The organism is Lysobacter sp. Root916 (genome assembly GCF_001429785.1).
Taxonomy (GTDB): domain Bacteria; phylum Pseudomonadota; class Gammaproteobacteria; order Xanthomonadales; family Xanthomonadaceae; genus Lysobacter.
On record NZ_LMJF01000015.1, the window covers coordinates 144955 to 171853 of the forward strand.

The 26899-nt window shown below is 70.6% G+C and carries 28 protein-coding genes and 1 tRNA gene; 16 read left to right on the forward strand and 13 right to left on the reverse strand.

Going from position 1 to position 26899, the window contains the following annotated elements:
* The 4 genes from ASE35_RS17270 to ASE35_RS17285 form a co-directional block, all read right to left on the reverse strand.
* Positions 1-984 (reverse strand): acyl-CoA desaturase, encoded by a 984-nt coding sequence (locus tag ASE35_RS17270; RefSeq protein WP_057164621.1) that lies wholly within the window; start codon positions 982-984, stop codon positions 1-3.
* A gap of 68 nt (positions 985-1052) precedes the next feature.
* Entirely contained in the window at positions 1053-1823 is a 771-nt protein-coding gene (locus ASE35_RS17275; protein WP_057164622.1) for an anti-sigma factor, read from the reverse strand.
* A complete protein-coding gene (locus ASE35_RS17280) occupies positions 1820-2395 on the reverse strand; it encodes a sigma-70 family RNA polymerase sigma factor (protein ID WP_057159701.1) in 576 nt (191 codons plus the stop codon). The genes ASE35_RS17275 and ASE35_RS17280 overlap by 4 nt, the downstream gene beginning before the upstream one ends.
* 167 nt (positions 2396-2562) lie before the next feature.
* Positions 2563-3375 carry a hypothetical protein gene (locus ASE35_RS17285; protein WP_235567267.1) on the reverse strand — a complete coding sequence of 271 codons (813 nt, stop codon included), beginning with the start codon at positions 3373-3375 and terminating at the stop codon, positions 2563-2565.
* Positions 3376-3560: 185 nt separating this feature from the next.
* Here ASE35_RS17285 and ASE35_RS17290 point away from each other — a divergent pair, with 185 nt between their 5' ends.
* Positions 3561-4754, forward strand: a complete 1194-nt coding sequence (locus ASE35_RS17290) for an MBL fold metallo-hydrolase (protein WP_162259072.1) — start codon at positions 3561-3563, stop codon at positions 4752-4754.
* Positions 4755-4969: 215 nt separating this feature from the next.
* Here the strand turns inward: ASE35_RS17290 and ASE35_RS17295 are convergent.
* Positions 4970-5045 (reverse strand) — tRNA-Phe (locus tag ASE35_RS17295).
* A gap of 184 nt (positions 5046-5229) precedes the next feature.
* On the opposite strand from ASE35_RS17295, the gene ASE35_RS17300 reads away from it, so the two are divergent.
* Entirely contained in the window at positions 5230-5706 is a 477-nt protein-coding gene (locus ASE35_RS17300) for a DUF6491 family protein (RefSeq protein ID WP_056181797.1), read from the forward strand.
* Between the two features lie 18 nt (positions 5707-5724).
* Here ASE35_RS17300 and ASE35_RS17305 read toward each other — a convergent pair whose 3' ends face one another.
* The 4 genes from ASE35_RS17305 to ftsY form a co-directional block, all read right to left on the reverse strand.
* The gene (locus ASE35_RS17305; protein ID WP_056181800.1) at positions 5725-5997 is read right to left on the reverse strand and encodes an oxidative damage protection protein; all 273 of its coding nucleotides are present in this window, start codon (positions 5995-5997) and stop codon (positions 5725-5727) included.
* Positions 5998-6076: 79 nt separating this feature from the next.
* Complete coding sequence (mutY, locus tag ASE35_RS17310) at positions 6077-7189, reverse strand: A/G-specific adenine glycosylase (protein ID WP_057164624.1); 1113 nt, start codon at positions 7187-7189, stop codon at positions 6077-6079.
* On the reverse strand, positions 7186-8472 hold the full coding sequence (locus tag ASE35_RS17315) for a hypothetical protein (RefSeq protein ID WP_057164625.1): 1287 nt from the start codon (positions 8470-8472) through the stop codon (positions 7186-7188). Before ASE35_RS17315 ends, mutY begins: the two co-directional genes overlap by 4 nt.
* A gap of 20 nt (positions 8473-8492) precedes the next feature.
* On the reverse strand, positions 8493-9692 hold the full coding sequence (ftsY, locus tag ASE35_RS17320) for a signal recognition particle-docking protein FtsY (protein ID WP_057164626.1): 1200 nt from the start codon (positions 9690-9692) through the stop codon (positions 8493-8495).
* A 65-nt stretch (positions 9693-9757) separates the two neighbouring features.
* On the opposite strand from ftsY, the gene rsmD reads away from it, so the two are divergent.
* The 8 genes from rsmD to ASE35_RS17360 all read left to right on the forward strand — a co-directional run bounded on the left by rsmD (position 9758) and on the right by ASE35_RS17360 (position 16240).
* Complete coding sequence (gene rsmD / locus ASE35_RS17325) at positions 9758-10354, forward strand: 16S rRNA (guanine(966)-N(2))-methyltransferase RsmD (protein WP_057164627.1); 597 nt, start codon at positions 9758-9760, stop codon at positions 10352-10354.
* A gap of 188 nt (positions 10355-10542) precedes the next feature.
* Complete coding sequence (gene coaD / locus ASE35_RS17330) at positions 10543-11049, forward strand: pantetheine-phosphate adenylyltransferase (RefSeq protein ID WP_056181816.1); 507 nt, start codon at positions 10543-10545, stop codon at positions 11047-11049.
* A 22-nt stretch (positions 11050-11071) separates the two neighbouring features.
* A complete protein-coding gene (locus tag ASE35_RS17335; RefSeq protein WP_056181819.1) occupies positions 11072-11578 on the forward strand; it encodes a hypothetical protein in 507 nt (168 codons plus the stop codon).
* Between the two features lie 164 nt (positions 11579-11742).
* Positions 11743-11991 carry a YfhL family 4Fe-4S dicluster ferredoxin gene (locus ASE35_RS17340; RefSeq protein ID WP_056181822.1) on the forward strand — a complete coding sequence of 83 codons (249 nt, stop codon included), beginning with the start codon at positions 11743-11745 and terminating at the stop codon, positions 11989-11991.
* A 4-nt stretch (positions 11992-11995) separates the two neighbouring features.
* On the forward strand, positions 11996-13720 hold the full coding sequence (gene ggt / locus ASE35_RS17345) for a gamma-glutamyltransferase (protein WP_057164628.1): 1725 nt from the start codon (positions 11996-11998) through the stop codon (positions 13718-13720).
* 104 nt (positions 13721-13824) lie between these two features.
* Positions 13825-14409, forward strand: coding sequence for a hypothetical protein (locus ASE35_RS17350; RefSeq protein WP_057159694.1), 585 nt, complete (start codon positions 13825-13827; stop codon positions 14407-14409).
* Positions 14410-14582: 173 nt separating this feature from the next.
* Entirely contained in the window at positions 14583-15473 is an 891-nt protein-coding gene (locus tag ASE35_RS17355) for an MBL fold metallo-hydrolase (protein WP_057159883.1), read from the forward strand.
* Positions 15470-16240, forward strand: coding sequence for a TMEM43 family protein (locus ASE35_RS17360; protein WP_057164629.1), 771 nt, complete (start codon positions 15470-15472; stop codon positions 16238-16240). The genes ASE35_RS17355 and ASE35_RS17360 overlap by 4 nt, the downstream gene beginning before the upstream one ends.
* A 122-nt stretch (positions 16241-16362) precedes the next feature.
* On the opposite strand, the gene upp is transcribed toward ASE35_RS17360, so the two are convergent.
* The 4 genes from upp to ASE35_RS17380 all read right to left on the reverse strand — a co-directional run bounded on the left by upp (position 16363) and on the right by ASE35_RS17380 (position 19530).
* Positions 16363-16998 carry a uracil phosphoribosyltransferase gene (gene upp / locus ASE35_RS17365; protein ID WP_056181832.1) on the reverse strand — a complete coding sequence of 212 codons (636 nt, stop codon included), beginning with the start codon at positions 16996-16998 and terminating at the stop codon, positions 16363-16365.
* Positions 16999-17290: 292 nt separating this feature from the next.
* Positions 17291-17602, reverse strand: a complete 312-nt coding sequence (locus ASE35_RS17370) for a hypothetical protein (protein WP_057164630.1) — start codon at positions 17600-17602, stop codon at positions 17291-17293.
* Positions 17603-17665: 63 nt separating this feature from the next.
* Positions 17666-17908 (reverse strand): hypothetical protein, encoded by a 243-nt coding sequence (locus ASE35_RS17375; protein WP_057164631.1) that lies wholly within the window; start codon positions 17906-17908, stop codon positions 17666-17668.
* A 125-nt stretch (positions 17909-18033) separates the two neighbouring features.
* Complete coding sequence (locus tag ASE35_RS17380; RefSeq protein ID WP_057159690.1) at positions 18034-19530, reverse strand: aminotransferase class III-fold pyridoxal phosphate-dependent enzyme; 1497 nt, start codon at positions 19528-19530, stop codon at positions 18034-18036.
* A 392-nt stretch (positions 19531-19922) separates the two neighbouring features.
* On the opposite strand from ASE35_RS17380, the gene ASE35_RS17385 reads away from it, so the two are divergent.
* From ASE35_RS17385 to yajC, 6 genes are all read left to right on the forward strand, one after another.
* Entirely contained in the window at positions 19923-21704 is a 1782-nt protein-coding gene (locus ASE35_RS17385) for a CIA30 family protein (RefSeq protein WP_057164632.1), read from the forward strand.
* 134 nt (positions 21705-21838) lie between these two features.
* Positions 21839-23008 (forward strand): sensor histidine kinase, encoded by a 1170-nt coding sequence (locus tag ASE35_RS17390; RefSeq protein WP_057164633.1) that lies wholly within the window; start codon positions 21839-21841, stop codon positions 23006-23008.
* Positions 23005-23607 carry a response regulator transcription factor gene (locus ASE35_RS17395; RefSeq protein WP_056181851.1) on the forward strand — a complete coding sequence of 201 codons (603 nt, stop codon included), beginning with the start codon at positions 23005-23007 and terminating at the stop codon, positions 23605-23607. The genes ASE35_RS17390 and ASE35_RS17395 overlap by 4 nt, the downstream gene beginning before the upstream one ends.
* 197 nt (positions 23608-23804) lie before the next feature.
* Positions 23805-24869 carry a tRNA preQ1(34) S-adenosylmethionine ribosyltransferase-isomerase QueA gene (gene queA, locus ASE35_RS17400; protein ID WP_057164634.1) on the forward strand — a complete coding sequence of 355 codons (1065 nt, stop codon included), beginning with the start codon at positions 23805-23807 and terminating at the stop codon, positions 24867-24869.
* Between the two features lie 139 nt (positions 24870-25008).
* Positions 25009-26115 carry a tRNA guanosine(34) transglycosylase Tgt gene (tgt, locus tag ASE35_RS17405; RefSeq protein WP_057164635.1) on the forward strand — a complete coding sequence of 369 codons (1107 nt, stop codon included), beginning with the start codon at positions 25009-25011 and terminating at the stop codon, positions 26113-26115.
* Positions 26116-26528: 413 nt separating this feature from the next.
* On the forward strand, positions 26529-26885 hold the full coding sequence (yajC, locus tag ASE35_RS17410; RefSeq protein WP_056181860.1) for a preprotein translocase subunit YajC: 357 nt from the start codon (positions 26529-26531) through the stop codon (positions 26883-26885).
* Positions 26886-26899 lie beyond the last annotated feature (14 nt).

The following is a 26899-nucleotide window of genomic DNA, read 5'->3' on the forward strand; positions in this document are numbered from 1 at the left end:
TCAGCCCCGCGCCTTGGCCGCGACCCAGGCCGGAATCGGCTTGAGGTCGCGCACCAGGCCCAGCGCGGCCATCGTGCGCAGGGCGTACCAGGTCAGATCGATTTCCCACCAGCGAAAGCCCTGGCGCACCGTGCCGGGAAAGAAATGGTGGTTGTTGTGCCAACCCTCGCCGAAGGTGATCAGCGCGAGCCAGAAGTTGTTGCGGCTGTCGTCGGCGGTGTCGAAGCGGCGCGTGCCGTAGCGATGGGCGAGCGAGTTGATCGTCACCGTGCAGTGGAACAGCACCGTGGTCGAGACGAAGAAGCCCCAGACCAGCATCTGGCCGCCGCTGGTGCCCAGGCCCGGCGCGTAGCGCTGCAGCAGCGCGCCCACGCCATACAGCGCGGCCGCCAGTGCCACCGGCACCGCGGTGTCGTAGCGGTCCAGCCAGCGCAGTTCCGGGTAGCGCGCCAGGTCGGGCACGCGCGTCAGATCGGTGCGGAACGCGTGCGGGGTCAGGAACCAGCCGACGTGGCTCCACAGGAAGCCGTGCACGCGGGGCGAATGCGGATCCAGCGCGGTCTCGGTGTGGCGATGGTGGTTGCGATGGTGCGCGGCCCACCACAGCGGCCCGCGTTGCACGCAGGAAGCGCCGATCAGGGCGAACAAAAATTGCACCGCGCGCGAAGTGCGGAACGTGCGGTGCGAGAAGTAGCGGTGATAGAACGCGGTCAAGGCGAACATGCGCAGGGCGTACAACGCCGCCGCCACGACCAGCGCGATCGGCGAGACGCCGACCCAGAACACCGCCACACAGGCCAAATGCATGGCCAGAAACGGCGAGGCGCGCAGCCAGTCGATGCGCTCCTCGCGATTGTGCGGGTCGCCGTCGTCGCCCGCGCTGGTATCGATCCAGCGCCACAACACCGACCAGCGACGCCGGGGCGCGGGCGTGTCCGACGCTACGGCGGTGGCGGTGGAAGACGTGGACGGCGGCTGCGGCATGGAACTCTCCCGATGAGCGTGTCATCAGGAGGTACGGGGCCGCGCCCGCGGCGGATGCACCGCCGCGATCAGATCGTCTGCAGACCGCCCTTGGCGACGATGGGGCCGGTGGGAATGCCCTGCGGCGCGCCGCCCGCCGGTTCCAGGGTGATGGCCAGGGTCGAGCCGGGCTTGAGCGCGCGCAGCAGGTCGCTGGGCACCGCGACCGTATGCGCCTTGTCGATCGAGACCAGGCCCAGAGAGCGCGGCGCTTCGCCGGCGGGGATCAGCCACAGTTCGGGCACGCGGCCCTGGGCGTCGGCGGGCGCGGGCACCGGCACCATCAGGACCTTGCCCTGCTTGATGTCCAGCGAGGCCAGCCAGCCCGGCGAGCCGTCGTCGTGGGCCAGGGTGGTGACCGGCTTGGCCTGCTCGGCCGGCTCCGCCGCGATCGGCGGCGTCGCGGGCGGCGTCGGCGTTGGCGTCTGCGGCACGCGGCCCACGAATAGCGCCGCCAGCGCCGCCGCGGCGGCGACCGCGGTCGCGGCGCGCCAGAAGCCGAGGTTCTGCCAGACCCCTCGGGGTTGCTCGCCTACCGGCGACCAGCCCAGGTGCGTGCGCAGGCGCGGCCACAGGTGCGCCGGCACGTCGACCGGTGCGATCTCGTCCAACAGGGTGGCCAGGCGCCGCTCCCAATCCGCCACCGCGCGCGCGAACTCCGGGTCGGCGGCGATGCGCGCTTGCGCTTGCCTGCGTTGCTGCGCATCCAGCACGCCCAGCACGTACTCGCCGGCGTGCACATCCGAATCGGGCGGCTCCGGCCCGGTGTCGTCGTCGAAGCGGGGGGCTTGGGCGCTCATGATTCCAGGCACGCCCGCAGTTGGCTCAGACCGCGTCGGATCCAGCTCTTGACCGAACCCAGCGGCGAGCCGATCCGGGCCGCCAGCTCCTCATAGGTGGCGCCGTCGAAGAAGGCGGTACGGATCAACGCGCGACGACGCGATTCCAGCCGCTGCATGCAGATTTCCAGCCGGCTCTGATCGTTCGCGGCCTCGGCCTGCTGCAGCGGCGTGGCGGCGTGATCGACGATTTCGTCGGCCAGTTCGATCGGGGCCATACGTTGCGGCGCCGGCAGCGTGCGGGCGCGGTCGATGGCCTTGTTGCGCGCGACCATCGCCAGCCAGGTGATCGCGCTGGCGCGCCCGGCATCGAACTGCACGGCCTTGCGCCAGACGCTGGCGTAGACCTCCTGCAACACGTCTTCGGCTTCCGCGCGGTCGGCCAACACGCGCAGGCAGACCCCCAACAGCTTGCCGGAGGTGGCGCGGTAGAGCGCTTCGAACGCACCGGTATCGCCGCCGGCCACCTCGCTCAGCAGGCCGTCGAGGCGTTCGCTTTCCGGTGTGCGCTGGCGTTGCGGAGACTCGGGCATTCCTGCACCTGTGGATACCAAGCTGATCGGAGTCGCGGCGCCAACCGCATCGCCAGGCGACATGCGGCGGCTACGCGCGGAGGGGAGCGGCGCGACTATATGCCATCGACGCCGGCCTCGCGGTGAAGGCGGCGCGCAGGGCAAGGCTTGGCTGGGCAGGGCGCGCCTCATACCGAGGGCGATCCCGCGCCGCAGCTGCGCACCAGGGGCATGGCGGCGGCGCGCTCGATTTCGGCGCGGGTCGCGTCGCGGGCGACGGTGTCGGCGGGGAAGGCGATGCGCACATCGAGATAGCGGCCGCGACGATCGCGGATGGTGCCGATGCCGCGGAATTCCAGCAGGCGCCGGTCCGCGTCGGCGTAGGTCAGTTCGATGGCGGGTATCGCGAAGCCGTACCAGCGGTCCAGCGTCATGCGCAGGCGCTGCGCCGCGCGGCCGTCCACGCGCACCGGCTTGGCGGCGGCGAGCTGGAGGTCGAGGAACTCGAAGCGGCTGGGCAGCAGGAACGGGATCGCGATCGCTCGGCCTTGCGAGAGCGCGTCCCAGCGCGACCGCACCATGGCGTCGAATCCGGCGTCGATGACCGCGTCGCGCGGCAGTTTCAGGGCCCGCGTGCGCAAGGGCGCGCGCGCGTCGTCCTGCACGTACACCTCGCGGCCGCCGCCCCGGCTGCGCACGCCTTCGCGGTAGCCGTCGCGGCCGTCGTTGAAGTCGAAATCGGGCGCCGCGGCCTGGGCGCCATCGATCACGCGCTTGCGTGCGAACGCTTGGCCGTCGGGGCAGCGGTACAGCACCAGCCGCTGCGCGGTCTGGTCGTCGGCATAGCGCCAATGGGTCTCCCGGTAGAGCAGGCGGGCGCCGTCGCGGGCGTAGGCCAGACCGTCGTAGCGCTCGATCGGGCCCGCGCCGGCCGCGCCGCAGGCGCAGCCCAGCAGGCCGAAGACGGCGATACGCCGCAAAGGGTGGGGTCGACGGGCCATGGGCGCTCGCTCGTTGGTAGCCATGCGGGTCTATACGAGGCGGGGCCGGAAATTGATGCAGGCGGCCGGGCCGGGCGTTGGCGGCGTGTCCGGCTGTGGATAAGTGCCCCGGGGGCCGTTTCGATCCGATGCCCGCGGAGGGCATTTCGTCGTACATCGCAGGCGCAGCGCAGCGGGTTCGGCCGATGGATCGGATCGGACGGGCTATAGCGAAACTGGACATTTCGCCGCGATCTGCGATTCATTGCGGATGCGGCACGCGCCCTGTTTTCGAAGGCTGTGCAAACGATGTTCGAATCTTCCACAAGAACGGTGACCTAATGCGTGCGTGGCGAATCCTGGCCGCTTCTTTGATCGGCAGCCTGCTGCTGGGCTGCGCCGCGCAGTTGGTCGATTCCGAGGATATCTGGGGCGACATCCGGCCAGGGCAGAACTATGCGCCCGCCTCCAGGATGATCGACGGCTGGTACGCGGTCGAAGCGATCGACGAGCGGACGTTCGCCATCAACGAGCCGAAGTCCGAGCAGTACAACACTTCCTATCTGATCGTCGGCAGCACCCGCGCGATCATGTTCGACGCCGGTTGCGGCGAACGGCCCGCCGGATCGAAATCCATGCGCGAGGTGGCGGGGCGTCTGACCGACAAACCCGTCACCCTGATCCTGTCGCACCACCATTACGACCACACCGGCGACGCGGCCACCTTCGAAGACGGCGTCACCCTGGTCGACCGGCCGGAGATACGCGCACGCATCGACAACGGCCGCTACACCATCGGCGCGCTCGAGAGCGGCGGCGCGGTTCCGCCGCCGTTGAAAATCGCGGGCTTCGTCAAGGATGGCGACACGATCGATCTCGGCGACCGCCAGCTGTCGGCGTACAACCTGCCGGGCCATACCAACGAGAGCGTGGTGTTGGTCGATCGCGTGCGCAATCTCGCCTTCACCGGCGACCACGTCTACCAGCACCTGGGCGGGATCGTGGCGATGACGCCGCAGTCGGATCTGCCGATCTACAAGGCGAATGTCGACCGCCTGTTGGCGCTGACCGATGCCAAGACGCGCTACCTCGGCGCCCACGGCGATCCGCACTTCGATCGCGCCTGGGTGAGCTTGATCGACCGCGAGCTGGGCAAGATGGTGGCCGGCACCGCGACCTATCGCTACGCCAGTCACTACCTGGTGCCCGGCAAGATGCCGCTGCGGGTGCTGCAGAACGGGGACCTGTACATCTACACGACGCCCTTGGTCGACCCGTCGCTGTTCTGGTCCAAATGGAGCTTGCTGGCGATCGTAGCGGCGCTGTCGCTCGCGCTGTATCTGTTGGCGCGGCTGTTCCGGCGGCTGCGTGGCGGATCGCGATCCCGTTCGGAGACCTGATCGCCCCGCCCATGCGCGCGCCGCGCGCGCGGCCGGTCTGTCGGGCGCGGCAGCGCCTGTCGCGGCGCGATGTCGGGAGTGGTTGCGAGACCGCCGGCCGGGCAGGGGATAGGGGGTGACGGGCGAGGTCGGAGCCATCGGCCGATCCGGCCCCACAAACAGAAAACCCCGCAGGGCGGGCGCCATGCGGGGTTGACGGTTCAAGGCTTGCGAAATGGTGGCCGGGGAGGGAATCGAACCCCCGACACGGGGATTTTCAATCCCCTGCTCTACCAACTGAGCTACCCGGCCATTTCACGGCAGGCCGTGATGAGGAGCGGCATGATACGGAGCGCCGGACGATCTGGCAAGCCGCATGTGCGCTGAACGGTTTGCGCGGGGTCCCGCGCAGCGTGCCGGTGGCGGCGCATTATGGTGCCAGGCCTTCAGGCAAGGACTCGTAGGCATGGACTGTACGCCGCAAACAGGAGCCGCCATGAAACGCATTCTCTATGCAGTATCCGCCGCGCTGACGCTGTTCGCGATGAGCGCTTGCGCGACCGATCCCAAGATGCGCGACGCCGATCGTCTGGCCTTGTATCGCGCCCATGCCGGCGAGCCGGTGCCCGCGTTCCAGTACTACGGCCGCCTCGACGGCTGGACCCCGTTGGGCGACAGCGCGCTGGCGGTGTGGACGCGGCCGAACCAAGCCTATCTGCTGGAACTGCAGGGCCGCTGCTCGGACCTGGACTTCGCCTCGGCGATCACGGTCAGCAGCCAGGCCGGGCGGGTCTATTCGCGCTTCGACAAGGTGATGGTGCTGGGCCAGGGCGCGCTGCCGTTCCCCTGCCATATCGGCCAGATCCGCCCGCTCGACGTCAAGGCGATCAAGCAGGCGCAGCGCGACCGGCGTTCGGCCGGCTCGATGCCGGAAAGCCGCGACGACGGCGTGACGCCGCAGGACGGCAAGTAAGCCGGGCAACGGCGCCGGTCAGCTCTCCGGCGCCACGTAGCCCGCCGGCTTGTCGGCGCCGCCGGCGAACAGGAACTTCTCCATCTCCGCTTCCAGGAAGGCGCGGTGCTTGGGGTCCAGCGGCGACAGGCGGTTTTCGTTGATCAGCATGGTCTGATGCGCGAGCCAGGCGGCCCAGGCGGTCTTGCCGATGTGCGCGTACACGCGCTTGCCGAGTGCGCCGGGCCAGGGCACGAAGTCCAGGCCGTCGGTGTCGCGGTGTTCGTATTCGCAATGGACGGTGCGTGGCATCGAAGTTCCTGATTGGCGGCTCGCGGCGCAAGCCGCGGGCGTGAAAGGATGGAGCGGGCCGGATTCGAACGCGCGCGCGTCAGGCGTCGCTTTCCAGCAGCTTGCGGATCGGCGCGGGGATGCCCAGTTCGGACAACTCGGCGCGCGCGACCCAGCGCAGGCCGTCATTGTCGCCCACCGCGTCGCGCAGGGCGATGCCGCGCCAGCGCAGCGGCTGCAGTTCCAGCTTGTAGTGGCTGAAGGCGTGCGCGATCGGCGCCAGGCGCTGGGCGGCGGCGAAATCGCCGTGCGCGTGCGCGCCGAACCAGGCCTGCGCCGCCGCGTCGTCCTCGGCTTGCGGCAGCGTCCACAACGAGGCCCAGATGCCGACCGGCGGGCGCCGCTGCAGCAACACGCGCGCCTGCGCGTCCTGCAGCCACAGCACCTGCGCATGGCGTTGCGGCACCGCCTTGCCGGGCTTGGGCGTGGGCAACTCCGCGACCCGGCCTTCGCGGCGGGCGACGCAGTCGTCCTGCAGCGGGCACAGCACGCAGGCCGGATCGGCGCGCGTGCACAGGGTCGCGCCCAGGTCCATCTGGGCCTGGGTGTAGTCGGCCAGGCGCGTATCCGGCAGATCGGGACTGGCGACGTGGCGTTCGGCCAGCGCCCACAGCTGTTTTTCCACCGCCGGCAGGCCGGGATAACCGTCGATGCCGTGATAACGGCTGAGCACGCGTTTGACGTTGCCGTCGAGGATGGCGTGGCGGTCGTTCCAGGCCTGCGACAGGATCGCCGCGGCGGTGCTGCGGCCGATGCCGGGCAGGGCGGTCAGCGCGTCGAGATCGCGCGGCAGTTCGCCGCCGTGCCGCTCGACGCAGCGTTGGGCGGCCGCGTGCAGATTGCGCGCGCGGGCGTAGTAGCCCAGCCCCGACCACAGCGCGAGGACTTGGTCCTGCGAGGCGGCCGCGAGTTCCGGCAGGGTCGGCAGGGCGGCGACGAAACGTTCGAAGTAGGGCGCGGCGGTCTTGACCTGGGTCTGCTGCAGCATGATTTCCGACAGCCACACCCGGTACGGCGTGCGCGGATGCTGCCAGGGCAGGTCGTGGCGGCCGCAGACGTCGAACCAGCGCAGCAGGCGGCTCGCGAATGCATCCGTGCCCGCGCCCGCGGCAACGGGCGCGGCGGCGGATTTGGCGCGCGCGGCGCGGCTCACGGCAGCTCCTCGTCGCCGAGTTCGATCTCGACCGCTTCGAGGGTGGCGCCGGAGATTTCCAGCTTGGGCGTGCGCAGCTTGGCGCGCAGCGGCGGCAACGGCGCGCCGCGTTCGCCGGCCTCGATCCAAGCCAGCACCGCGGGCAGGCGGAACTCGCTGTCGGCCTGAGTCTGGCCGCGGCTCAGGCGCAGGCCGATGGTTTCCGACAGGTCCGGGCGGCCGACGTAGCGCAGTTCGAACGGCAAGGGCGCGGAGGCGTCGTCCAGCGGCGCCGGCAGCGCCGGCCAGGCCTGCGGCCACTGCGCCAGCCGACCGTCCAGTTGCAGCACCAGGCGCCGACCCAGCGCGAGCGCGCCGGTCGCGTCCAGCGTCGGGATCGGATTGCTCGCGTCGCCGCGCGCGCGCAGCGCCAGCGCCACGGGTTCCAGCGACCACACCGCCTCGTCGAACTTGAGCGGGCCGTGCAGGCCCAACGCGAACGGCAGGCGGGTATCGCCGGATTCGTAGCTGGCCGCCGCGCCCAGCAACGCCGGCACGATGGTGAGTTCGTCGTCGCCGATGCGCAGCGGCCCGGACAGGGCCACCGTCGCCGGCAATCGCCAGCCGCTTTGCTCGATCGCGATGCGACCGTTGGCGCCCAGCCCGGCCGCCGGCGCGGGCCGCGACAAAGCGACCGCGAGATCGAACGGGATCGCCATCGGCGCGTCCAGATAGCGGCCGCGCAGACGCGCGCGCACGGGACGATCCGGATACAGCGCGGGCAGCTCGGCCTGGATGCCCTCGATGCGCCAGTCGTGGTTGACGATGCGGCCGTCGACGATGCGCAGGCCGTCGGTGAGGGTGGGAATGCGGGTTTGCGGCGACGGCGGCCGGCTCGCCAGCCAGTGCTGCAGCGCCGGCAGATCCAACAGCGGCGCGTCGAGTTCGATGCGTTCGACCGTGAGCTGATCGCCGCGGCTGCGCAGGGTCGACCAGGGCAGCGACAACTGGATGCGTTTCGCGCTGAGCAGCGGCGTGGCGGCGCCGGGCTCGCGCACGATCACCTCGCGCACCAGCAGCATCGGCGTGCCGCGCAAGCGGTATTCGCTGACGCCGGCGGCGCTGATCTCCAGCCCCAGCGCGGCGCCGGCGCGGTCGAGGATCAATGCCGCCGCACGCTGCGGGCGCGAGATCCAGACCAGCGCGAGCACGCTCAGCAAGCCTAGAACGGCGAACGCGAGCAACCAGCGGCGCGCGCGGCGCGGCGCCGGTTTGGCGGCGGGGTTGGCGGTGTCGGCGACCATGCGCGCGCCGGCGGCCGGGCTCAGGCGCCTAGCGCTTCGGGCAGCAAGGCGTCGACGAAGGCCTCGGCGTCGAACACGCGCAGGTCTTCCGGGCGCTCGCCGATGCCGGCGTAACGGATCGGTATGCCGAACTCGCGCGCCAGCGCGAACACCACGCCGCCCTTGGCGGTGCCGTCCAGCTTGGTCACCACCAGGCCGGTCACGCCGACCGCGGCATGGAACTGGCGCAGCTGCGACAAGGCGTTCTGGCCGGTGGTGCCGTCGATCACCATCAATACCTCGTGCGGCGCGTCGGGATCGACCTTCTGCAGCACGCGCTTGATCTTGCCCAGTTCGGCCATCAGGCCCTGCTGGGTGTGCAGGCGGCCGGCGGTGTCGGCGATCAGCACTTCGGTGCCGCGCGCCTTGGCCGCCTGCAGCGCGTCGAACGCGACCGAGGCCGCATCGGCGTTCTGGCCCTGCGCGATCACCGGCACGCCGTTGCGCTCGCCCCAGGCCTGCAGCTGCGCGACCGCGGCGGCGCGGAAGGTGTCGCCGGCGGCCAGCATCAGGGCGCGGTTCTCGTCGCGGAAGCGCTTGGCGAGCTTGCCGATGGTGGTGGTCTTGCCGACGCCGTTGACGCCCACGGTCAGCAGCACGAACGGGCGCGCGGCCGGGTCGATGCGCAGCGGCTGCGCGACCGGGCGCAGCAGGGCGATCAGGTCGGCGCGCAGGGCGGCGAGCAAGGCCGGGGCGTCGGCGAATTCGCGCGCCTTCATGCGCCGGCGCAGGCTTTCGATGAGCTGGGTGGTCGCGGTCACGCCGACGTCGGCGGTGATCAGCGCGGTTTCGATCTCGTCCAGCAGGTCGTCGTCGAGCTTGGGATTGCGCGAGAACAATCCGCCCAGGCTGCGCGCGAACGCGCTGCCGCGCAGGCGCTCGCGCCAACCGGGCTTGCCGGCGCTGGCGGGCGGGGTGGCCGGTTCGGCCGCCACCGCATGGGCGACGTCGGCGTCGACCTCGAGCGCGGCGGCGATCACTTCGGCCGGCACTGGTTCGACGGCGGCGGCCACGGGCTCGACCGCGACGGGTTCGGCCGCGATGGGCTCGACCGCGGCGGGTTCGGCAGGAGCGGACGCGTCGGACTGCGCGGACGGGAATGCGGCGGCCAGTTCCTCGGTGCTGAGGCGGGGTTGGCTGGCGGAGGTTTCGGGCTTCTTGCGGCGGAAAAAACCGATCATCGGGGGGAAGCGTCACGAATGCGCGAGAATGCGCACATGCTAGCACCGGCCCCCGCACGCTCCCGATGAACAAACCCACCGCAGGCCGGCCCACGCGCGCCGGCGCAGCCCCTGGGCGCATCCGCATCATCGGCGGCCGCTGGCGCGGCACCCGTCTGGACGTGGCCGATGCGCCGGGCTTGCGCCCGACCTCCGACCGCGTGCGCGAGACCTTGTTCAACTGGCTGGGCCCGGTGTTGCCCGGCGCGCGCGTGCTCGACCTGTTCGCCGGCACCGGCGCGCTCGGCCTGGAGGCGTTGTCGCGCGGCGCGGCCGCCGCGACCCTGGTCGAACGCGACCCGGCCCTGGCCGCGGCCCTGCGCGCGACCGCGGCGCGCCTGCCCGGCGGCGAAGCCGCGCAGGTGGTGCAGGCCGATGCCCTGGCCTGGCTGGGCGCGCAGGCCGACGCCGGCTACGACCTGGCCTTCGTCGACCCGCCGTTCGCGGCCGGTTTGTGGGACGCGGTCTGGCCGGCGCTGTTGCCGAAGCTGTCCGCCGGCGCCTGGCTGTACGTCGAGGCCCCGCAGGGCACGACGCCTGCGCTGCCGCCGGACTGGCTGCGCCATCGCGAGAGCGGCACGCGCGAGGTCAGCTACGCCCTGTACCGGCAGCGTTCGGCCTAGGCGCGGGTCCGCAGCCGCCGGCCCGGAATGCCGCGGCGCCCGGTCGCGGTCGCAACGGGCCCTGCGAATGCGCCCGACTGCTACACTTCGTTCCGTCCCGACGGACGCGTCGCGACGGTAGCGTTGCCCCAGGGCCCGCGCCGGCGCGCCTCCGCCGCCTTCCGCCAGCAGACGCGAACGATCACTCCATGAGCGTGGCCCGTACTCGAATCGCCGTCTATCCCGGCACCTTCGATCCGATCACCAACGGCCACATCGACCTAGTCGACCGCGCCGCCCCGCTGTTCGAACGCATGATCATCGGCGTGGCCGCCAGCCCCGGCAAAGGCCCGGCGCTGTCGCTGGAGCTGCGCGTGGAACTGGCGCGCCAGGCGGTGGCCCATCACCCGCATATCGAAGTCCGCGGTTTCGACTGCCTGCTCGCGCATTTCGTCGCCGAAGTCGGCGGCGGCGTGCTGCTGCGCGGCCTGCGCGCGGTGTCGGACTTCGAATACGAATTCCAGCTGGCGAGCATGAATCGCCACCTGATCCCGGAGGTGGAGACGTTGTTCCTCACCCCGGCCGAGCAGTACGGATTCATTTCCTCGTCGCTGGTACGCGAGATCGCCCGCCTCGGCGGCGACGTCTCCGGGTTCGTGCCACCGGCGGTAGCCGAAGCGTTGCAGGCCGAATGGCAGCGCAATCAGAAACGATGACTTCCAACACACGGGGATCCCGATGAACACCACCTCCCGCCTGATGCTGATCGCCTGCCTCGCGCTGCCCTTCGTGGCCGCGTGCAAGAAGGAAGAAGCCGCGCCGGCCGCCGCCGTGCAAGCCCCGCTGACCGCGCCCACCACCAGCGGCGACGCCGAGTGGAGCAAGTACCTGACCGACGTGGTCAAGCGCAAGGTCGACGCCGAAGGCATCTCCGTCAGCCCCTACCTGTACTACCTGCCGGCCGAGACCAGCCCGGACTTCCAGGGCTACTACGACCGCCAGGTCGAGAAGGCCAAGCTCGATATCGCGCGCGGCATCGTCGAAGGCAACCTGCTGGCCTATGGCTCGCCGGCCTCGGCCAAGATGGCCGACCTGATCGTCGCCTCGTTCCCGGCGCCGACCAAGGAAACCCCGCCGATGAAGGGCGTGAAGGTGCTGTTCATCGGCGCCGCCGCCGACAGCGAGCGCGTCAAGGCCGCCGTCACGCCGTACGGCGTCGAGTACTCGTTCATCGAAGTCAAGTAATGCCCGCTGGCACGGTCGCCGTACGGCGACCGTGCCCCGCGACACAGGTACGGTCAGCCCAGGCGGCCGTGCCGGCACCGTCGCAGCGCCTGAGCGCGGCGACGGTTTCGCGATTCGCGACCGCGCCGGTTCTCAAGCGCGCGTTCCGCCCCCATGATGTCCTCATGTCCCTGCGCATCAACGAGCTCTGCGTCAACTGCGACGTCTGCGAACCGGCCTGTCCCAATCAGGCGATCGCGCAGGGCGAGACCATTTACGTGATCGATCCGGCGCGCTGCACCGAATGCGTCGGACACTACGACGAGCCGCAGTGCGTGGTCGTCTGCCCGGTCGAATGCATCGACAACGATCCGGCACATCCCGAAACCCACGAACAGCTGCTGGCCAAGCTGCAGCGTTTGCAACAGGAGTGACACGATGCGCAAGGCGCCCGCGATGCACGCAGGTCTGATGTCCCTGGTGTTGGCGAGCGCCTGGCTGCTCGTGGCGCCCGCGCAGGCCGCACAGGCGCCGCAGGCCGGCACCGCGCATCCGCCGGGCGCGGCGATCGCCAGCGCGCATCAGCTGTCCACCGATGCCGGCCTGGAGATCCTGGGCCAGGGCGGCAACGCCTTCGACGCCGCGATCGCGGTGTCCTCGACGCTGTCGGTGGTCGAGCCGATCAGCTCCGGCATCGGCGGCGGCGGTTTCTTCCTGCTGCACGACGCCAAGAGCGGGCGCGACGTGTTCGTGGACGCGCGCGAGACCGCGCCGGCCGCGGCCACGCCGGCCGCGTATCTGGACAAGAACGGCGAGCTCGACCGCGACCGCGCCACCAACGGCCCCTGGTCGGCCGGCATCCCCGGCCTGCCGGCGGCGCTGGTGCACCTGGCCGAGCGCTACGGCAAGCTGCCGCTGAAGACTTCGCTGGCGCCGGCGATCCGGATCGCGCGCGAGGGTTTCCCGATCTATCCGCGTCTGGAGAAGGGCTACGCCAGCCGCCGCGAGGTGATGGAGCGTTATGCCGGCACGCGCGCGGTGTTCCTGGCCGATGGCAGCCCGCCCAAGGCCGGCGAGATCCTCAAGCAGCCCGAACTCGCCCACACCCTGGAACTGCTGGCCGGCAAGGGCTACGACGGCTTCTATCGCGGCGAAGTCGCCAAGAAGCTGCTGGCCGCGGTCAAGCACGAAGGCGGGCAATGGCGCGCCGACGAACTGTCCGGTTACCAAGTGCGCGAGCGCGAGCCGCTGCGCCTGAAGTACCGCGGCTGGGACATCGTCACCGCGCCGCCGCCGTCCTCGGGCGGCGTGGCCCTGGCCGAGATCCTGCAGATGCTGTCGGGCTGGGACCTGTCCAAGCTCGACGACGCCCACCGCGTGCACATCGTCGCCGAGGCCATGCGCCGCGCCTATCGCGACCGCACCCTCTATCTGGGCGATCCGGATTTCGTGAAGGTGCCGCTGGCGCGTCTGACCAGCGCCGACTACGCCGCCGGCCTGCGCGCCACCATCCACCCCGAGAAGGCCACGCCCAGCGATCTGCTGTCGGGCACGCCGGCGCCGCTGGAAGACGACGAAACCACCCACTTCTCGATCATCGACGCCGAAGGCAACCGCGTCGCCGCGACCCAGACCGTGAACCTGCTGTACGGCTCGGGCATGGTCGCGCCGGGCACCGGCGTGCTGCTCAACAACGAGATGGACGACTTCGCCCTGCGTCCGGGCACGCCCAACGCGTTCGGCGTGATGGGGTTCTCGGCCAACGCACCCGCGCCGGGCAAGCGCATGCTCAGCTCGATGACGCCCAGCTTCCTGGAGTCCAAGGACAAGGTGATCGCGGTCGGCGCCCCCGGCGGCAGCCGCATCATCACCCAGGTCCTGCTGGCGATCCTGGCCTACGACGCTGGCCTGGCGCCGCAGCAGGTCGCGGCCCTGCCGCGCTACCACCACCAGTGGATGCCCGATGCGATCTCGGCCGAGGCGGGTGCGCTGGACGCCGCCACCGTCAGCGCGCTGCAGGCGATGGGGCACAAGGTCAACGCCGGCGAGGCGAGCTGGGGCAATCTGCAGACGGTGATGTGGGACAAGGCCGCGGGCACCCTGTCCGGCGGCACCGATCCGCGCAATCCGGTCGGCAAGGCCGCGGTACTCGCGCAGCCCTGAGCGGCGCCGCGCGATCGGGACGCGCGCGACGCTAGAGCCGTCGCGCGCAGTGCAGTAGATTGCGCCTTCGACACAACGGTGCGACGGACAGGGGCGGGCGGACAGTGACGGATCAACAGGACAAGCCCTGGTATGCACGCGTGCCGGCGATCTCGGTCGCGTTGCTCGCGTTCCTGGTCGGCCTGACCACCCTGGTCAACAACGTGCGCGACTGGCTGAGCGACGACGCGCCCGCGCCGGCCGCCGCCACGGCCAAGCCGGCCGCGCCGCCGGCGACCGCGCCCGTGCCGCAGGCGCCGCGCAAGACCGCGGTGCTGTTGACCCTCAAGCAGATCGAGGTGATCGACGACGGCACCAACGGCAGCACCGCCTGGTCGTTCGAGATCGAAGGCGGCGGCGAGGAGCTGTTCGCGCTGGCTGCGCGCGATTACGTGGACACCGGCGCCGACGCGATCGCGCTACCGCGCACCAGCGACCCCTCGATCGCACGCGTGGTGCTGGTGCCCGGCCAGGAGATGACGATCAAGATCACCGGCCGCGCCTCGGGCCTGATCAGCAGCACGGTTGCGCGCGGCAGCGCCAAGCTGCGCGCCGACGGCGGCCTGGCGCCGATCCGGGTGCTCGCCGAGGGCGGCAAGGCCGGCGAGTTCGTGTTCCATTTCGCCACCGTGGCCACGCCGCAGGACTGAGCGCGGCGGCGGCTGTCGCGACCTCCGCGCTGCCGCCGCACCGCGCTATCGCGGCGCTAACGCTCGCGGAGTTACCCTATGCGGGCGCTGAGGCGACGCCGGCGCCGCGCTTGCGAGCGCGTACCGGCGCCCGCATCTCTCACTCGTTCCCGCTGATCCGTCGGATGGCCGCGATGAAACTTTGGTCCGTATTGGGCAATAGCCAGAAACTCGACGGTGGCGCCATGTTCGGCAACGCGCCGCGCGCGATGTGGGCGAAGTGGTCGCCGCCGGACGAACACAACCGCATCGACCTGGCCTGCCGCGCCCTGCTGGCCAGTCCGCTGGCCGGCAAGACCGTGCTGTTCGAGGCCGGCATCGGCGCCTTCTTCGAGCCCAAGCTACGCGAGCGCTACGGTGTGGTCGAAGAACGTCATGTCCTGCTGGAATCGCTGGCTGAAGCGGGCTTCGCGCCGGAAGACATCGACGTGGTGGTGCTGTCGCATCTGCACTTCGATCATGCCGGCGGCCTGCTCGCGTCCTGGGCCGAGGGCGAGGCGCCGCGGCTGGCGTTTCCGAACGCGAGCTATCTGGTCGGGCGCGCGCATTACGAGCGCGCGCGCCAGCCGCATGCGCGCGACCGCGCGAGTTTCATTGCCGAATTGCCGGACCTGCTGGAGGCCACCGGCCGTCTGGAGCTGGTCGACGGCGAGTATTCGCAGACGCTGGGCCACAGCGTGCGTTTCCACTACAGCGACGGCCACACGCCGGGGCTGATGCTGGCCGAGATCGTCGGCCCCGAGACCGTGGCCGGTCGTCCGCACGGCGGCGTGGTGTTCTGCGCCGATCTGATTCCGGGCCGGCCCTGGGTGCACGTGCCCATCACCATGGGCTACGACCGCAATGCCGAGTTGTTGATCGACGAGAAGAAGTCCTTCCTGGCCGACAAGCTCGAGCGCAACGTGCATCTGTTCTTCACCCACGACCCGGGCTGCGCGCTGGCCCAGGTGGTGCGCGACGACAAGGGCAAGTTCGGCACCGCGCACGAAGTGCCGGCCTTGCACGCGCGGGCCCTGGCTGCATGAGATCGGCGCGGGCGGCGCTGGCGCTGCCGATCGTCTTGTTCGTCGCCGCGGCCGCGGCGCGGACGCCTGCGCCGGCCGGCGATGCGGCGCCCAACGCGACCGTGCCGGTCGAGGAGCCGCGCGCCGCCAGCGCGCTGCGCGACCGCGAGTTCGGCGTGACCAGCCGTCAGTTCGGGCTCGATCGTCGGGTCGAGATGTACCAATGGCGGGCCACGGCCAGCGGCTACGAGCGGGTCTGGAACGCCGCGCCCATCGATTCGCAGGGCTATGCGCCCGGACACCAGAACCCGCCCACGCTGCCGCTGGAGAACCGGCGCTGGTGGTCGGACTCGGCCAGCTTGGACGGGCGCCCGATCGAAGCCGGCGTACTGCATGCGCTGGGCGAATGGCGGGTGTTCCGGCCCAATTTCTCGCGCCTGCCGGCCAACCTAGCCGCGACCTTCCAGCCCGAAGGCGACGGCCTGGGCAGCGCCGAGAATCCGCTGGATCCGCAGATAGGCGATCTGCGCGTGAGCTGGCGCGAACTGCATCTGCCGCCGCTGGAAGGCAAGCTGGAACTGGTAGACGGCCGTTGGCGCATGTCGGCGGCGACCGCGGCGGCGGCCTTGAACGCGGCGCCGGTGCCGGCGCCCGTGGCCGCGCCCGAAGCCGAGGGCGCGCGCCGGATGTGGCCCTGGTTCGGCGGCGGCGCACTGGTGATCGTCATCGCGCTGGTCGCGCGTCGCCGCCGGCGCGCCAAAGCCAAAGCCAACGCGGCGGCGGAGTAGGGCGGAACGCCCCCGCTTTCTCCCCCTTTGCAAAAGGGGGGCCAAGGGGGATTTGCTTCTGCTTCAACGGCAGTAGCGACAGCCCAGAGCTTGGACGTTCGCGCCGCGTACCGCCGCGCGCATCAACCGTCGTGCTTGGTACCGAAGATCTTGTCGCCCGCGTCGCCCAGGCCCGGCAGGATGTAGCCGACTTCGTTGAGGCGTTCGTCGACCGAGGCGGTGTAGACCTCCACGTCGGGGTGCTTGGCCTCCAGCGCGCGCAGGCCTTCCGGCGCGGCGACCAGGAACAGGCCCTTGATGCGGCGGCAGCCCGCGGCCTTGAGCATGTCCACGGTCGCGATCAGGGTGCCGCCGGTGGCCAGCATCGGGTCGAGGATGAGCGCGGTGCGCTCGTCCATGCGGCCGGTGAGTTTTTCGTAGTAGCCGACCGGCTGCAGTGTGCGCTCGTCGCGCTGCAGACCGACCACGCCGACCTTGGCCGAGGGGATCAGCTCCAGCACGCCGGTGAGCATGCCCAGGCCGGCGCGCAGGATCGGCACCAGGGTGACCTTGGCGCCCTTGATGCGGCGGATGGTGACCGGGCCGGCCCAGCCCTGGATCACCGCTTCCTCGGTCTCCAGATCGGCGGTGGCCTCATAGGTCAGCAGGGTCGCGACCTCGGAAGCGAGTTCGCGGAATTCCTTGGTGCTGTTGCCGGCGCGTCGCATCAGGCCGAGCTTGTGCTGGACCAGCGGATGGCGGACTTCGACGATCTTCATGGGCGACCTTGTCTGTGTTGCGCGCCGGCGCGCGATGCCTGGCGCAAGCATTGATGGTTGGCGTGCGCGACGCAAGCGCCGCTTGTAGCCCCCTTGGAAAAAGGGGGCGGCGGCGCGTAGCGGCGCGGGGGATTTGCTTTTGCTTTGTGGCGTCGAGCAAAAGCAAATCCCCCCTAACCCGCCCGGCCAGCAGGCATAGCCTGCCGGCGTTCACCCGTGCACGAACCTGCGGTTCGTAAGCCGCACGGCTTCACCCTTTTCCAAAGGGGGGGACCGCGTAGCGGCACGCGGCTTAGTCGGCGCAGGCGTAGAGGTTGTCGCCGTCGGCGAGCGCGACTTCCACGAAAGCTTGCAGCGCCCGTACCTGCGCCGGATCGGCGCAACGCGCGGCCACGCGCGCCAGCTCGGCATGCAGGCCGCGCAGCTCCCCCAGCAGGAAGGTGGTGTCGGCGTAGTAGTCGTGCATCTTGTGCAGCAAGGGATAGTCGGCGCGCGGCTGCGCGGCGGCCAGCAGCTGCGCATGCAGGGATTCGTCGAGGGCGAAACCGCGATGCGAGTAGGGCGCGTCGCGGTCGTGCCGGGCCTGGATCAGGTCGAGCGCCATGGGCGTGGCGAGTGTTCGCGCAGGACCGCGGCGTCGCCGCCGCGGTCCTGCGAGGGCGCCGGCTCAGGCCGTGCGCACGTACTGGATTTCGACGCCGTCGCTGCTGCCGATCGCCGCGCGCAGCACGGTGATCAGCGAGCCGGCGTTGAGGTGATCGATCTCGATCATGTCGACGGTGGCGTGGTCGATCCAGTAGTTCTGGTCCTTGCTGTCCTCTTCCTCCAGCGCGGCGACCAGGATCTGCAGCTCTTCCTCGCTGATCTCGCCGATATCGGCGCCGGTGTCCTTGTTCGACAAACGAATCATTCCGCGACTTCCTTGGATCAGTAGTGAAAAGAGAGGAGTGAGAAGCGAGAAGCGAGGAGTGAGCGAAGGCGGAGGCGGAAAGCGGCTTTCGCTCGCTCCTCACTCCTCCACGCTCACTCCCGACTTTAAGCGGCGGCCTGCTGCTGCGCGCGCGGGCCTTCCTTGAGCGCGCGGCCGACCATAGACACCAGCAGGTCGATCTCGGCGCTGGTGATGGTGAAGTTGGGGGTGAAGCGCAGCGAATTGACGCCGCCGTGGATCACGCCGATGCCGCGCTCGCGCAGCCATTCCTCGGTGGAGCCCGCGCCGTAGCACTTGAACTGCGGCGCCAGCTCGCAGGAGAACAGCAGGCCGGTGCCCTGGACCTTGGTGATCAGGCCGCCGAGCTCGTTCTTGAGCTGCTCCAGCTTCTGCAGCGCCTCGGCGCCGCGCGCGCGGATGTTCTCGCGCAGTTCCGGGGTGACCTGGGCCAGCACCGACACCGCCACGTCCAGCGCGCGCGGGTTGGTGGTCATGGTGTTGCCGTACAGGCCCTTGCGGTACAGCGAGGCGGCGCGTTCGCCGACCGCGAGCACCGACAGCGGGTACTGGCCGGCGTTGAGCGCCTTGGAATAGGTTTCCATGTCCGGCGCGTCCAGGCCTTCGAAGCCCGGGTAGTCGACGATCGACAGCACGCCGTGCGCGCGCAGGCCGGCCTGGATCGAATCGATCAGCAGCAGCGAGCCGTGGCTGCGGGTGAGTTCGCGCGCGGCGGCGTAGAACGCCGGCGGCACGCCGCGGCCCGGGTCGCCTTCGCCCATCACCGGCTCCAGGAACATCGCCTCGATGAACCAGCCGTTGGCGTCGGCGTCGGCGAAGACCTTGTTGAGCGCTTCGATGTCGTAAGGCTCGACGGTGATCACCGAGTCCTCGTTGCGGAAGCTGGCCAGGTACTGCACATAGGCTTTGCGCGAGGAGTCCGAGTACAGCGCCGGGCGCTCGGTGCGGCCGTGGAAGCTGCCCTTGACCACCACGCGCTTGATCGCGCGGCCGGCGTACTTGGCGCCGGGGTCGGTCATCAGCTTGGTGTTGACGTCGGCGATGCGCGCGGCCAGCGACACCGATTCCGAACCCGAGTTCAGGCACAGGAAGCGGGCGTAGGGGCAGCCGCCGCGCGACACGCCGATCGCGCCGCGCAGGGCGCGGTCGAAGCGCAGCTGCGACAGCGACGGGGTCATGATGTTGGCCATCGCCTGCGGCTTGGCCATGGCCGCGATTACCGCGTCCGGGGTGTGGCCGAAGCCGAGCATGCCGTAGCCGCCGGAGTCGTGCAGCACCGCGCCCTTGAGGGTCACGATCCAGGGGCCGCGCGCGACCAGGGCGACATACGGATTGACGCCGTCGTCGGTGTAGAAATTGACGTAGCCGTGCTGGACGGCGCGGATCTGCGCGTCTTCGTCCAGGTCCAGCAGGTCGGCGATATCGGCGCGCACGGCCGCGTATTCGGCGGCGGCGGCCTCGATGGCCTCGACCAGCTCCGGATGGCTGGCGGCGAAGCGGGTCACGGTGGCGTCGTCCAGGCCGAGGGTGCGGCGCGCGCCGGCATGGGCACGCAGCGGCGCGAGAGGGGCGAGCAGGGTCATCACAAGATCTCCAATGGTCGTCGGCAGTCCGGCCGAAGCATCGTGGGATGAAGAACAGGCCCGGCCTCCGTGGCCGGGCGCTCGCAGTTGCAGCGCCCCGGGGTGGTTCGGGTCGCCAAGCGCCGCCCTTCATGCAAGTCGAAACACGCATGTCAGAAACGAAGATCGCCGCGGCTGCCCGTGAAATGGCTGCCAGCGGTTGTTTTTCGTTTCAATTCAATAGCTTGTGCGAGTTTATCACGTCCGGAGCACGGCGATAACCCCCAGCCGGGCGGGGCGGGTGACAGCTGTCATCCGGGGCCGGTGACGGCGCCCACTGCCGGGCGGGGGCGCGGATCGCGACAGTGGCGTCACCCCGAAGCCGGCCGCGACGGCCACCATGGAGCTACACGATGAAGATTCCCCAACCCACCTGGCTGAGCGCGCTGATGCTGGTCGCCCTGAGCGGCGCGGCGGTCGCGGCCGAACCGGGTGGCGCCGACGGCGACGATGTCGCCATCCGCGACGTACGCGTGTTCGACGGCGAACGCATGCTGCCGGCCACCACCGTGCTGGTGCGCGACGGCCTGATCGCCGCGGTCGGCGCCAAGCTCGCGATCCCGGCCGGCGTGCCGGTGGTCGAGGGCCGCGGCGGCACCCTGCTGCCGGGCCTGATCGACGCCCACACCCACAGCTTCGGCGAGGCGCGCCGCGACGCCCTGCGCTTCGGCGTGACCACCGAGCTGGACATGTTCACCGACCACCGCCTGCTCGCCGATGCGCGCAAGGAGCGCGAAGGCCATGCGCGCACCGATCGCGCCGATCTGTGGTCGGCCGGCACCCTGGTCACCGCCAAGGGTGGGCACGGCACCGAATACGGCCTGGCGATCCCGACCCTGGACGACCCCGCCCAGGCCGAGACCTTCGTACGCGATCGCATCGGCGAGGGCTCGGACTACATCAAGCTGGTGGTCGACAACGGCGCCGCCTACGCCGGCCGCGCGCGCATTCCGACCCTGAGCGACGAAACCACGCGCGCCGCCATCGACGCCGCGCACCGCCAGAACAAGCTGGCGATGGTGCACGTGGCCCAGGTCGCCGATGCCGAAAAGGTGATCGACGCCGGCGCCGACGGCCTGATCCACGTCTACAGCGACCGCGTCGCCGACGCCGCCCTGGTCGCCGCGATCAAGCGCCGCAACGCCTTCGTGACCCCGACCCTGAGCGTGATGGCGACCCTGTCGCGCGCCGGCGAGGGCGCCAGGCTGGCCGCCGATCCGCGCATCGCGCCGATGCTGCAGCCGGCGCAGAAGGACGCGCTGGGCCAGACCTTCCCGCTGCCCAAGCAGATCGATCATCACCTGCCCAACGCGCTGGAGAACGTGCGCCGCCTGCACGCGGCCGGGGTAACCCTGCTGGCCGGCACCGACGCCGGCAACCCCGGCACCGCTCACGGCGCCAGCCAGCACGCCGAGCTGGCGCTGCTGGTGAGCGCGGGCCTGAGCCCGGTGGAGGCCTTGCGCGCGGCGACCTCGGCGCCCGCGCGGCGCTTCGGCCTGCACGATCGCGGCCGCATCGCGCCGGGCCTGCGCGCCGATCTGATCCTGGTCGACGGCGACCCCGGCACCGACATCACCGCCACCCGCGCGATCCGCACGGTGTGGAAGAACGGCTACGCCGTGGCCCGCGTCGCCGACCAGCCCGCACCGCGCTTGGGCGCGGGCGCGGTCGAACTGTTGCGCGGCGCTCAGCCGGCGCCGAACTGGGCCGCCAGCACCGACCAGATCATCGGCGGGCGTTCGCAGTCCAAGCTCGCCGCCGCCCAGGGCCAGAGCGGCGGTCCGGCCCTGCAGGTCGCCGGCGAAGTGGTGGCCGGCGCGCCGTCCACCTGGGGCGGCCTGATCCTGTTCCCGGGCGGTGAGCCGATGGCCGCCACCGACGCCAGCGGCGTGCGCGAGCTGGTGCTGCGGGTGCGCGGCGACGGCCAGGCGCTGACCCTGCTGGTGTTCTCCGGCGCCGACATCAACGGCCGCCCGGGCATGCAGCGGGTCGAGACCGGCAGCGACTGGCGCGAGGTTCGAGTGCCGCTGGCGACGCTGGCCAACGTCGATCTGACCCGTTTGCGCGGTATTTCGTTGGCGGCGATCGCGCCGGGCCCGTTCGCCTTCGCTATCGAGGCGGTCGAACTGCGCTGAGCCGCAACGCCGGTCGCGCGCATCGGGCCCCTCCCTCGGCCCGCTGCGCGCGACCGGTTTTTTCGTTTCGGTGCGCAAGCCCGAACTTTTCGTCTTCGGATTACTTACAGTCGCGGCAGCGAGGACACATCCGCATGCGCATCAAGGCCTTCATCCAAGCCCACGAACACCCGCCCCTCTGGCGCTGGGTGTCGCTGCTGTATCTGATTTTCGCGTTCCTGCCGATGTTCTACTGGCCGACGGTGCCGCTGCGCGCGGTGTTGTTGTTCGCCGCCGCCGCGCTGACCTTCGTGGTGCTGTACTTCGCCCATCACTACGCGGCCTCGCGGCACCGGCGTCTGGCCCTGACCCTGGCGGTGGCCGCGCTGGGCTTCGCCACCATGCCGATGGGCGCCGGCGCGGCCTACGTGATTTTCGCCGTCGGCATGGCCGCCGCCACGCTGTCGCCGTGGCGCGCGCTGCCGCTATGCGTGGTGTTGATGGCGATCGAGGCGGTGTGCTTCTACCGCTTCCTGCCGGCCGAAGCGATGCCGGTGTCGACCTACCTCATCAACGTGATCGTGGCGGCGATGGTGTTCGTCGGCGTCGTCAGCATCCGCAACCGCGAACTGCGCAACGCCGAGCTGCGCCTGACCCAGGACGAAGTGCGGCGCCTGGCCAGCCTGGCCGAGCGCGAGCGCATCGGCCGCGATCTGCACGACGTGCTAGGCCACACCTTGTCGCTGGTGGTGCTCAAGACCCAACTCGCCGCGCGCCTGTTCGAGCGCGATCCGCAGGGCGCGCGCGCCCAGATCGGCGAGGTCGAACGGGTCGCGCGCGAAGCGCTCACCCAGGTCCGCGAAGCGGTGGCCGGCATCCGCGCCAACGGCTTGCAGGCCGAACTGGCGGCCGCGCGCCTGGCCCTGCTCAGCGCCGAGATCAGCCTGGATCACCGGCTGGCGCCGGTCGAGATCCCCGAGAAGGTCGAAACCGCGCTGACCCTGGCGCTGCGCGAATCGGTGACCAATGTGCTGCGCCACGCCGGCGCGACCCGGGTTGAGGTCGAGTTGTTCGGCGAGAGCCGCGGCGGCCTGAGCCTGCTGATCGCCGACGACGGCCGCGGCGGCGCCGGCCGCGAGGGCCACGGCCTGACCGGCATGCGCGAACGCCTGCGCGAGGTCGGCGGCAGCGTCGAGATCGACAGCCCGATCGGCGCCGGCACGCGCCTGCGCCTGATCCTGCCGCGCGAGGCCCTGGCCGCCGCGCGCCGCGACGACGACACGCCGGCCTTGGCACGGACCTTCAGCGAGCGGGGCGCGGCATGATCCGACTGGTGCTGGCCGAGGATCAGGCGATGGTGCGCGGCGCGCTGGCCGCGCTGCTGAACCTGGAATCCGACCTGGAAGTGGTGGCCGCGGTCGGCGACGGCGAGGCCGCCTGGACGGCGGTGCAGCGGCTGCAACCCGATCTGCTGGTCACCGATATCGAGATGCCGCACATGACCGGCATCGAGCTGGCCCAGCGCCTGCGCGAATCCGGGCTGGAGACGCGGGTGGTGATCGTGACCACCTTCGGCCGCAGCGGTTATCTGCGCCGCGCACTGGATGCCGGCGTGCGCGGCTACCTGCTCAAGGACGCGCCCTCCGAACAACTGGCCGAGGCCTTGCGCCAGGTCCACCGCGGCGGCCGCGCGATCGATCCCCAGCTCGCGGTCGCGGCCTGGGGCGAGGAAGACCCGCTGACCGAACGCGAGCGCCAGGTCCTGCGCCTGGCGGGCGAGGGCGTGTCCACCGCCGAGATCGGCCAGCGCCTGCACCTGAGCCAGGGCACGGTGCGCAACTACCTGTCCGAGGCGATCGGCAAGCTCGGCGCCGGCAACCGCATCGAGGCCTATCGCCAGGCCCGCCAGAACGGCTGGCTGTAAGGCGCCGAGAGCGCTGCGTCGGCGCGGCCTGGCGGGTGTTTTGCCCCGCGACCCCGAAGACGCGGATAATGCGCTCCTCCCGCGACCCTGCCGGGGCCGTCCCCGCGACCGGCCGCCGCCGGCCTGCGGCCGCCATCGCGGCTTCCGTCGCGTCCCCGAGCGCTCCACGCGCCGCCCCGCCCAGAATCCGTCTTCACTTGAAAAAATCCGATTTCCACTACGAGCTGCCGCCGGAACTGATCGCCCAGGCCCCGCTGCCCGAACGCTCGGCCAGCCGTCTGCTGTTGGTGCCGCCGGCGCCGGCCGAGATCGCCGACCGCAGCTTCCGCGACCTGCCCGAGCTGTTGGCGCCCGGCGACCTACTGGTGTTCAACGACACCCGCGTGATCCCGGCGCGTCTGTACGGCCACAAGAGCAGCGGCGGGCGGGTCGAGATCCTGATCGAGCGCCTGCTCGGCGGCGCCCAGGCGCGCGCCCAGTTGGGCGTGAGCAAGTCGCCCAAGGCCGGCGCGCGCATCGCCCTGGATGCCGGCGGCGAGGCCGAGGTGCTGGACCGCGAGGGCGAGTTCTACCGCCTGCAGTTCCACCTCGACGGCCAGCCGCACGGCGATTCGCTGGAGAACTGGCTGCTGCACGCCGGCCGCCTGCCGCTGCCGCCCTACATCCAGCGCGAGCCCGGCAACGACGACGACGAGCGCTACCAGACCGTGTTCGCGCGCGAAGTCGGCGCGGTCGCGGCGCCCACCGCCGGTCTGCATTTCGATGAGGAGTTGCTGGCGCGCCTGCGCGAGCGCGGCGTCGAGTTCGGGCACGTCACTCTGCACGTGGGCGCGGGCACCTTCCAGCCGGTGCGCGTGGACAGCCTCGAGCAGCACGTGATGCACAGCGAATGGCTCAACGTCGGCGCCAGCCTGATCGAACAGATCCGCCGCACCCGCGCCGCCGGCGGCCGCGTGGTCGCGGTGGGCACCACCGTGGTACGCGCGCTGGAATCCGCGATGCGCCACGGCGGCGGCGCCGACGGCGAACTGCTTCCCTACGCCGGCGAGACCCGCTTGTTCATCCTGCCCGGCTACAAGATCCGTTCGGTCGACGCCCTGATCACCAACTTCCACCTGCCGGAGAGCACCCTGCTGATGCTGGTTTCCGCCTTCGCCGGCCGCGAACGCGTGTTCGCCGCCTACGCGCACGCGATCCGCGAGCGCTATCGCTTCTTCTCCTACGGCGACGCCATGCTGCTGCAGCCGGAGGTGGACGCGTGAGCGCTTTCCAAGTGGCGTGCCCGTCTGAATCGGCACTCGCCTTCCCCCCCTTTGAAAAAGGGGGGCAGGGGGGATTTGCTCTTACCCCAAACAAAAGCAAATCCTCCCCAACCCTTCTTTTCCAAAGGAGGGAGCAGAAATGAGCCGGATGTCCTTCGAATTGCTGGGCAACGACGGCGCCGCGCGGCGCGGCCGCCTGACCTTTCCGCGCGGCACGGTGGAAACGCCGGTCTTCATGCCGGTGGGCACGTACGGCTCGGTCAAGGGCATCATGCCCGAGCACGTGCGCGCGCTCGGCGCCGAAATCATCCTCGGCAACACCTTCCATCTGTATCTGCGCCCGGGCCTGGACGTGATCGGCGACCACGGCGGCCTGCACGGGTTCGCGCGCTGGAACGGCCCGATCCTGACCGACTCCGGCGGCTTCCAGGTGTTCTCGCTCGCGCACCGGCGCAAGATCACCGAGCAGGGCGTGACCTTCGCCTCGCCGGTGGACGGCAGCAAGGTGTTCCTGGGGCCGGAGGAGAGCATGCACATCCAGCGCGTGCTCGATTCCGACATCGTGATGATCTTCGACGAGTGCACGCCGTACCCGGCCACCGAGGAGGTCGCGCGCAAGTCGATGGAGCTGAGCCTGCGCTGGGCCGAGCGTTCCAAGAAGGCCCACGAGGGCAACGACGCGGCGCTGTTCGGCATCGTCCAGGGCGGCGTCCACCACGCGCTGCGCACGCGCTCGGCGGCCGGCCTCAAGGACTTGGGCTTCGACGGCTACGCGGTCGGCGGCCTGGCCGTGGGCGAGCCCGAGGCCGAGCGCAACGCCATGCTCGAGCACACCTGCCCGCAGCTGCCCGAGGACCGCCCGCGCTATCTGATGGGCGTGGGCCGGCCGGAGGACCTGGTCGAGTCGGTGGCGCGCGGCGTCGACATGTTCGATTGCGTGATGCCGACCCGCAACGCCCGCAACGGCCACTACTTCACCGCCGCCGGCACCGTGCGCGTGCGCAACGCCAAATACGAGCGCGACCTGCGCCCGATCGAGGAGGGCTGCGACTGCTATGCCTGCGCCAACGGTTTCAGCCGCGCCTACCTGCGCCACCTGGACCGCTGCAACGAGATGCTGGGCCCGATGCTGGGCACCCTGCACAACCTGCGCTACTACCAGCGCCTGATGGCGCAGATGCGCGCGGCGATCGAGCAGGGAACCTTTGCCGCCTTCCGCGAGTCCTTCTACGCCGCACGCTTATAGAACACCGTTCGCCCGCAAGGCGGGCGAACCCTCTTTCCCCCTCTCCCGCTCGCGGGAGAGGGCAGGGGTGAGGGCCGCCCAAGGCAAGCGAACCCTCTTTCCCCCTCTCCCGCTCGCGGGAGAGGGCAGGGGTGAGGGCCGCCCAAGGCGAGCGAACTCCGCTTCCCCGTCTCCCGCTCGCAGTGCGATCGGGCCGGGATGGGCAGGGGGAAAGGCTACCCGCCAGCGATCCTGAAGCCCCTCTACCGGGCCACCAGGACCGTCCGGCGGCAGCGGTCGCCAGGGCGCTCGGGCTCGTCCCGGTCCCCTCGCGGCTCGCCAAAGCGTGCGCCAGGGCCCATTTCGGGCCCGCCCATGGCCGCCAGCCGGCCATGGCATAATCCCCGGCTATTTTCGTTTCAGGACTTTCGTAGATGAACCTGCTCGACCTTCTGATCGCCCCCGCTTACGCCCAGGCCGCGGCCGGTGCGCCCGCCGGCGGCGGACTGTTCGGCGGCGGCCTCGGCGGCCTGCTGATGCCCGTCGTCCTGATCGCGATCATGTACTTCCTGATGATCCGCCCGCAGATGAAGCGCGCCAAGGAACACCGCGCGATGCTGGAAAAGCTCTCCAAGGGCGACGAAGTGCTGACCAACGGCGGCATCGCCGGCACCGTGTCCGAGATCGGCGAGAGCTTCATCACCGTCGAAATCGCCGACAACGTGCGCATTCGCGTGCAGAAGGGCGCGATCGGCAACGTACTGCCCAAGGGCACCTTGAAGTCGGCCTAAGCCGACGCCACGAC

Bases quoted from the DNA above. Each gene is read 5' to 3' on its own strand.
- ASE35_RS17360 (WP_057164629.1), top strand. From the start codon at position 15,470: ATGAGATCGGCGCGGGCGGCGCTGGCGCTGCCGATCGTCTTGTTCGTC.
- ASE35_RS17290 (WP_162259072.1), top strand. From the start codon at position 3,561: ATGGATCGGATCGGACGGGCTATAGCGAAACTGGACATTTCGCCGCGA.
- ASE35_RS17335 (WP_056181819.1), top strand. From the start codon at position 11,072: ATGAACACCACCTCCCGCCTGATGCTGATCGCCTGCCTCGCGCTGCCC.
- ftsY (WP_057164626.1), bottom strand. From the start codon at position 9,692: ATGATCGGTTTTTTCCGCCGCAAGAAGCCCGAAACCTCCGCCAGCCAA.
- ASE35_RS17390 (WP_057164633.1), top strand. From the start codon at position 21,839: ATGCGCATCAAGGCCTTCATCCAAGCCCACGAACACCCGCCCCTCTGG.
- ASE35_RS17340 (WP_056181822.1), top strand. From the start codon at position 11,743: ATGTCCCTGCGCATCAACGAGCTCTGCGTCAACTGCGACGTCTGCGAA.
- ASE35_RS17375 (WP_057164631.1), bottom strand. From the start codon at position 17,908: ATGATTCGTTTGTCGAACAAGGACACCGGCGCCGATATCGGCGAGATC.
- ASE35_RS17315 (WP_057164625.1), bottom strand. From the start codon at position 8,472: ATGGTCGCCGACACCGCCAACCCCGCCGCCAAACCGGCGCCGCGCCGC.
- ASE35_RS17270 (WP_057164621.1), bottom strand. From the start codon at position 984: ATGCCGCAGCCGCCGTCCACGTCTTCCACCGCCACCGCCGTAGCGTCG.
- ASE35_RS17305 (WP_056181800.1), bottom strand. From the start codon at position 5,997: ATGCCACGCACCGTCCATTGCGAATACGAACACCGCGACACCGACGGC.
- ASE35_RS17370 (WP_057164630.1), bottom strand. From the start codon at position 17,602: ATGGCGCTCGACCTGATCCAGGCCCGGCACGACCGCGACGCGCCCTAC.
- upp (WP_056181832.1), bottom strand. From the start codon at position 16,998: ATGAAGATCGTCGAAGTCCGCCATCCGCTGGTCCAGCACAAGCTCGGC.
- yajC (WP_056181860.1), top strand. From the start codon at position 26,529: ATGAACCTGCTCGACCTTCTGATCGCCCCCGCTTACGCCCAGGCCGCG.
- ASE35_RS17275 (WP_057164622.1), bottom strand. From the start codon at position 1,823: ATGAGCGCCCAAGCCCCCCGCTTCGACGACGACACCGGGCCGGAGCCG.
- ASE35_RS17380 (WP_057159690.1), bottom strand. From the start codon at position 19,530: ATGACCCTGCTCGCCCCTCTCGCGCCGCTGCGTGCCCATGCCGGCGCG.
- tgt (WP_057164635.1), top strand. From the start codon at position 25,009: ATGAGCCGGATGTCCTTCGAATTGCTGGGCAACGACGGCGCCGCGCGG.
- ASE35_RS17300 (WP_056181797.1), top strand. From the start codon at position 5,230: ATGAAACGCATTCTCTATGCAGTATCCGCCGCGCTGACGCTGTTCGCG.
- ASE35_RS17280 (WP_057159701.1), bottom strand. From the start codon at position 2,395: ATGCCCGAGTCTCCGCAACGCCAGCGCACACCGGAAAGCGAACGCCTC.
- rsmD (WP_057164627.1), top strand. From the start codon at position 9,758: ATGAACAAACCCACCGCAGGCCGGCCCACGCGCGCCGGCGCAGCCCCT.
- ASE35_RS17385 (WP_057164632.1), top strand. From the start codon at position 19,923: ATGAAGATTCCCCAACCCACCTGGCTGAGCGCGCTGATGCTGGTCGCC.
- ASE35_RS17285 (WP_235567267.1), bottom strand. From the start codon at position 3,375: ATGGCCCGTCGACCCCACCCTTTGCGGCGTATCGCCGTCTTCGGCCTG.
- coaD (WP_056181816.1), top strand. From the start codon at position 10,543: ATGAGCGTGGCCCGTACTCGAATCGCCGTCTATCCCGGCACCTTCGAT.
- ASE35_RS17395 (WP_056181851.1), top strand. From the start codon at position 23,005: ATGATCCGACTGGTGCTGGCCGAGGATCAGGCGATGGTGCGCGGCGCG.
- ggt (WP_057164628.1), top strand. From the start codon at position 11,996: ATGCGCAAGGCGCCCGCGATGCACGCAGGTCTGATGTCCCTGGTGTTG.
- ASE35_RS17355 (WP_057159883.1), top strand. From the start codon at position 14,583: ATGAAACTTTGGTCCGTATTGGGCAATAGCCAGAAACTCGACGGTGGC.